Annotated in this window: 6 protein-coding genes; all 6 read right to left on the bottom strand. The window is 71.8% G+C overall.

The features are described from left to right. Window positions 1-303: 303 nt before the first annotated feature. On the bottom strand, window positions 304-1,290 hold the full coding sequence (gene ccsB / locus ABZ914_RS44415) for a c-type cytochrome biogenesis protein CcsB (protein ID WP_190867970.1): 987 nt from the start codon (window positions 1,288-1,290) through the stop codon (window positions 304-306). 4 nt (window positions 1,291-1,294) lie between these two features. Beyond that, complete coding sequence (resB, locus tag ABZ914_RS44410; protein ID WP_500200743.1) at window positions 1,295-3,124, bottom strand: cytochrome c biogenesis protein ResB; 1,830 nt, start codon at window positions 3,122-3,124, stop codon at window positions 1,295-1,297. 27 nt (window positions 3,125-3,151) lie between these two features. Then, on the bottom strand, window positions 3,152-3,892 hold the full coding sequence (locus ABZ914_RS44405) for a cytochrome c biogenesis protein CcdA (RefSeq protein WP_190867974.1): 741 nt from the start codon (window positions 3,890-3,892) through the stop codon (window positions 3,152-3,154). A gap of 10 nt (window positions 3,893-3,902) precedes the next feature. After that, window positions 3,903-4,493 carry a TlpA family protein disulfide reductase gene (locus ABZ914_RS44400; RefSeq protein WP_500200742.1) on the bottom strand — a complete coding sequence of 197 codons (591 nt, stop codon included), beginning with the start codon at window positions 4,491-4,493 and terminating at the stop codon, window positions 3,903-3,905. A gap of 48 nt (window positions 4,494-4,541) precedes the next feature. After that, complete coding sequence (locus ABZ914_RS44395; protein ID WP_500200741.1) at window positions 4,542-5,180, bottom strand: histidine phosphatase family protein; 639 nt, start codon at window positions 5,178-5,180, stop codon at window positions 4,542-4,544. Between the two features lie 110 nt (window positions 5,181-5,290). Continuing rightward, window positions 5,291-6,073 (bottom strand): hypothetical protein (locus ABZ914_RS44390; RefSeq protein WP_500200740.1); only part of this gene is annotated, 783 nt, incomplete at its 5' end.

Below are 6,073 nucleotides of genomic sequence, written 5' to 3'. Positions count from 1 at the left end.
GTGTCGTCCGCGCGGACCGCGCCGTCCCCGCGGGCCGCGGAGCCCCGGGGCGCCTCCCGATTCCTGAGCTCCCGGGGCTTTCGGTGGATGCCTTTGAAGCGCATCGGGCTCCTCTGTCAGCGGGGCCCGCGGAGTCGCCGAGCGAGAGGGCCCCCGAGGCAGGGTAAGCCGCAACCCGACACGGCGTCATCCCCGCGAGTCACCACGGAACGGGCGGGCGCGGATGTGCGAGGACCGCGGCACCCGCCGGAACGGGGGCCGCGGTCCTCGATGACCTGCTCGTGACGTGCTCGGTGAGCGCGGTCAGGCGTAGGAGTGCATGCCCGAGAACATGTAGTTGACGCCGAAGAAGTTGAACAGCAGGCAGCCGAAGCCGATCAGCGACAGGATCGCCGCCTTGCGGCCCTTCCACCCGGCCGTCGCGCGCGCGTGCAGGTAGGCGGCGTAGACGATCCAGGTGACGAACGACCAGACCTCCTTGGGGTCCCAGCCCCAGTACCGGCCCCACGCCTCATCGGCCCAGATGGCGCCCATGATGATGGCGGCCGTCCAGATCGGGAAGGCGAACGTCGTCACCCGCATCGACAGCCGGTCGAGGTCCTCGGCGGACGGGATGCGCGACAGCATCCCGCCGCCCACCCCGGCCTCGCTCGCCTCCGCGCGGGACTTCAGCAGGTACAGGATGGTCGCGGCGCCCGCCACCGTGAACGAGCCCGTCGCGATGATCGCGGCGGTGACGTGGATCGCGATCCAGTACGAGTTCAGCGCCGGGCTGACCGGGCCGGCCGAGTCGTACAGCCAGATGTTGTCGACGCCGAGCGCGATCACCACGGCGGCCATCACGAACGCGCCGAGGAACCGCGCCTTGTAGCGCAGCGCCACGATCATGAACGCGGTCACGGCGGCGAACGACAGGGCCGTCATGAACTCGTACATGTTGCCCCACGGCCAGCGGTGCACCGCCAGCCCGCGGGTCACCAGGATGCCGAGGTGCGCCACCCAGCCGAGCACGTTCAGCAGGACCGCCAGCCGCGCCCATTCGACCCGCTGGCGCTCCGGCTCCGCGTCCCCGTCCGCGGCGGCCGCCGCGCCGGCCGGCTCGGCGTCCTCGACGGTCTCGGCGCCCGCGGCGCCGACGAGCACCTTCGCCTCGGCCCGCTCCTCGGCCACCGCCGCGGAGCGGCGGCCGAAGCCGAGATCGGCCGCGTAGGCGACCAGCGCGACGATGTACATCACCACGGTGGTCAGCATGAGCTTGTCGCTCAGGTTCGCGAGGTCGGCGTTGCTCACCTCGTCACTCCTTCGGTTCGGTTGCCGACCCGGAACCCCGATCGGCGCCGGGTTCCGCTTCGGACCCGTTCTGTTCTGGCTCGGCCTCGTCCTTGACGGGCTCGTCCTTGACGGGCTCGTCCTCATCGGCCCTGTCCTGGACGCCCTCGTCCTGCACGGCCTCGTCCTGCACGGCCTCGTCCTGGACGCCCTCGTCCCGGGCTGACCCGGCCTTCTCGGCTTCCGGTTCGGTGCCCGGGTCGGTGTCCGGTTCGGCGCCGGGGCCGCGCAGCGCGGTCACGATGTCGTCGAACTCCGAGGTCGGGTTGCCGAGCGTGAGGCCGCCGACCTCCACCACCGTACGCCCGCCCTCTCCGGCGCTCGCACGGACCCACACCCTGCGCCGCCGGACGAGGAACGAGGTCGCCACGCCCAGCACGGCGAGCACCGCCGCGATCAGCGCGGGGATGCGCCCGGGGTCGTGGTTGACCGACAGCGTCGCGTACTCCGCCATGCCGTCGAAGGTGATCGAGCCCGCGTTGCCGGGGAGCTTGAAGGTCTCGCCCGGCTCCAGCAGCTTCTCCCCGCCCTTGATCGGCTGGAGCGTCTTGCCGATGCCCTCCAGCTTGTACACCGACTGCGGGGTGCCGGAGTCCAGGCCGAGGTCGCCCTTGAACGACGACAGGGTGATGACGGGCCGCAGCGCGCCGGGGAACGCCGACACGATCTGCTTGCCGTCCTCGCTGGCGACCGCGGTCGGCCACAGGATCGCGTAGAACGCGAGCTGCTCGGGCTCGGCGTCCGGGACCTTGATGACGCCCTCGGACGTCAGGTTGCGCGGCTCCATCGCCAGGAACGGGACGGCGTCCTGGAAGGCGACGTTCCCCTTGGCGTCCTTCACGGTGAACTTCGGCGCGTAGCCGTGGCCGAGCAGGTACACCTTCGTGCCGCCGACCTTCAGCGGATGGTTGAGCCGCAGGTCGTACTTCTTGTCCTTGCCGGACGGCTTGTCCCGGTAGTGGATCCAGGCGTCGAACGCCGTGGCCTGCCCGCGCTTGTCGCCCGACACCTCGTACTTGGCCCTGAAGTCGTCCAGGCTGACGGTGAACGGGGAGAGGTCGCCGTCCTTGAACAGCCGGCCGGGGGTGAACTCGTCGTACTGGCCGAGCGAGTTCGCGAACGTCTTGCCCTCGGTGATCAGCACGCTGCCCCGGTAGCCGAACATGTTGCCCGCGCCGAGCGCGAACAGCAGCCCGAGCAGCGCCAAGTGGAAGACCAGGTTGCCGGTCTCCCCCAGGTAGCCCTTCTCCGCGGCGGCCGCGCCGCCCGACACGTCGACCCGGAACCGGCGGCCGCGCAGCACCTTGCGCGCCTCGGCGAGGACGTCCTCGGGCGCGTCGTCCGTCTCGTACGACACCGACTGCGGCAGCCGTTCGAGGTTGCGCGGCGCCGCGGGCGGGCGGGCGCGCATCGACTGGTAGTGCTTGACGGCGCGCGGGACGACGCAGCCCGCCAGCGACACGAACAGCAGGATGTAGATCGCCGCGAACCAGGGCGCGGCGAACACGTCGAACAGCGAGAGCTTGTCGAAGAACGGGCCGAGCGTCTTGTGGTCGGACAGGTACGCCGCGACCTTCTCCGGCGCCTGCCCGCGCTGCGGCAGCGCCGACCCCGGCACCGCGCCCAGCGCCACCAGGAACAGCAGGATCAGCGCCGTGCGCATCGTGGTGAGCTGCCGCCAGCCCCAGCGCAGCCAGCCCAGCGGGCCGATGCCCCTGGGCCGCGGCACCTCCTCGGGCGCCTGCCGCGCGGCGGGCGCCTCCGTGCCGGTCTCGATGTCCTTGATGTCGCTCATATCAATGCCTCTGCCGATCCGTCGGCCTCACAGAACCGGCTCGAAGCCGCTGATCCACGACTTCAGTTCGATGTTCAGTTCCCCCCACAGGCCGCTCACCAGCAGCACCCCGATGAGGACGAGCATCCCCCCGCCGATCCGCATGACGAGGGGGTAGTGCCGCTTCACCGCGCCGAACGCGCCGAGCGCGCGGCGGTAGGCGATCGCCGTCACCACGAACGGCACGCCCAGCCCGGCGCAGTACGCCAGCGACAGCAGCGCGCCGCGGGTGGCGCTCGCCTCGCTGATCGCCAGCGACTGCACGGCGCCGAGCGTCGGCCCGATGCACGGCGTCCAGCCGAGCGCGAACAGGGCGCCGAGCAGCGGCGCCCCGGCGAGGCCCGCCGACGGGAGCCGGCCCGACTTCATCGTCCGCTGCAGCCCCGGGATCAGGCCCATGAACGCCAGCCCGAAGACGATCGTGACGATGCCGAGCACGCGGGTGATCTGGTCCTGGTACTCCAGCAGCCAGCGGCCGAGGCCGCCGAACGCCACACCGTAGCTGACGAACACCACGCTGAAGCCCGCGACGAACAGCAGCACGCCCGACAGCAGCCGGCCGCGCCGCTGCTCGGCGAGGTCCGCGCCGGTCATGCCCGTCACGTACGACAGGTAGCCGGGGACGAGCGGCAGCACGCACGGCGACAGGAACGAGACGAGCCCGGCGAGCGCCGCCAACGGCGCCGCCGCCACCAGCGACCCGCTCGTCACCGTCTCGTCAACGTTCACCGCGCCGCGCTCATTTTTCCGCGAGCACCTTCGCGACCAGCGGGTTCAGCTTGGAGTAGGTGGTGGCGCCGATGATGCGCGCCGCGATCCTCCCCTGCCGGTCCAGGACGAGGGTGCTGGGGACGGCACTCGGCGGCACCTCGCGGAACGCGAGCGTGACCTGGCCGTCCCCGTCGAACACGCTGGGGTAGCCGACCTTGAACTTGCGCTCGAACGCCTTGGCGTTGTCCTTGGCGTCCTTGAAGTTGACGCCGAGGAACTCCACGCCCTTCGCCTTGTTCTCGGTGTAGATCTGCTGCAGCGACGGCGCCTCGCCGCGGCAGGGCGCGCACCACGACGCCCAGAAGTTGACGACCGCGACCTTGCCCTTGAGGGAGTCGAGCCGGAACGACTGACCATCGAGCGTCTGCCCGGTGACCTCTTGGAGGCTCTTGCGCTGGCCGGGCTGGTACTGGGTGACGTTGCCGTCGCCCGCGATGAACCGGTTGTCGTTCCCGTCAGGGCCGCTCTTGGCCGAACCGGTTCCCGCGCAGCCGGCCAGCAGCCCGCAGAGCGCGACGGCGCCGGCCGCCGCGCGCGCATGGGAGATTCGGGGGCTCAACGGACCCTCCTACTACTACAGGACGTAGTACACAACTTAGCGGTGCGGTCAGGCACCCGCGACACTGGGGCCCTTCGCGATCCCCTCGGCGGGCTCGTGGTAGCCGACGTCCACGAGCCTGCTGCCCTCGAACGTGAGGCTGGTCACGCTGGCCAGCGCGCACTCGCGCCGGTTCGGGTGGTGCCAGAGGCGGCGGTGCTCGGCGTGCAGCCGCAGGATCCAGATCGGCAGCTGGTGGCTGACGCACACCGCCTCGTGGCCGCGCGCCGCCTCCCGCGCCCGGATCACGGCCGCGCGCATCCGCGCGGCGAGCTCCTTGTACGGTTCGCCCCACGACGGGCGGAACGGGTTCACCAGGTGGCGCCAGTGCTCGGGGCGGCGCAGCGAGCCCGGCCCCACCCCGAAGGTCAGCCCCTCGAAGTGGTTCTCCGCCTCGATCAGCCGATCGTCCACCGTCACGGGCAGGTCGAACGAGTCGGCCAGCGGCGCGGCGGTCTCCAGCGCCCGCTGCATCGGCGAGGAGAACAGCGCGGTGACGTCCCGGTCGGCGAACCACTTGGCGGCGGCCTTGGCCATGAGGACGCCGTCCTCGCTGAGCCGGTAGCCGGGCAGGCGGCCGTACAGGACGCCTTCGGGATTGTGCACCTCACCGTGCCGCAGCAGGTGAACGATCGTCGTCTCACTCATCGCTCGTTAGGCTACCTAGACGAACCACCTACCTCGGCCCCGCCCCGTCGCCCCGCCCTCCGCGCGGGCGATCCGCTCCGAAGCGCCGGCGCCGCCGCGCCGGTGCCGCTTCAGTACCGGGCCGCCGACCGGACGTACGCGGCGATGCGCGCGGCGACCCGGTCCAGGTCGGCCTTGGTGATCTTCGTGTCCTGGGCGGCCTGGACGAACCAGTAGGTGAAGGCGGCGTCGCACATGTCGGCGCGCGACGCCGGCGCCAGGCAGCCGACCGGGTTCGGCAACCCGTTGGAGCCCATGGTGGCCATGGTCACCGACACGTAGGGCGACGGCGGCGACTGCCCGTTCGGGAGCTCGACCCCCAGCATCAGCCGCAGCGCGGGCACCCCGGTCGGGACGTCCTGCCGCGCCCGCACGTCCGACGTGCAGTCGCCCAGGTCCCGCTTCGCCTTCGCGCCCTCCGGGGAGTTCGGGAAGTACATGCAGACCTGCGAGGCGATGTTGCCGACGGATCCCTGCCAGTTCTGCGAGATCTGGAGCGTGCCGGGGTCGCCGATCGTGTTGTAGCCGGCGTTCGCGCCGAGGGATCCCGAGCAGGAGGCCGAGGCGGGCCCGATCAGGTAACCGCCCTGGTCGACGCGGTAGACGGCGGCGTCCTTCGGAAGCTTCACCTGCTCGGGGAGGCGGACCTGCGCGGGGCCGGGCGACGGCGTCGTTCTCCGGCCGCCGGCGTCGGTGGTGGGGCAGCCGCGGACGGCCGCGACGGCCGCGACGGGCCGGGTCCTCGTGGGGCGCGGCGCCGGGTCGTCGCCGCCGAACTGCTGGACCGCGATGGCGCCGGCGCCGACGACCACGGCCGTCCCGGCGGCGGCCGTCCCGATGCCGCCCGCGCGGCC

Source organism: Spirillospora sp. NPDC046719 (assembly GCF_040645715.1).
Lineage (GTDB): Bacteria > Actinomycetota > Actinomycetes > Streptosporangiales > Streptosporangiaceae > Spirillospora.
The sequence above is the reverse complement of the archived record's forward strand: the minus strand, read 5'-3'. Positions and strand labels throughout refer to the sequence as shown.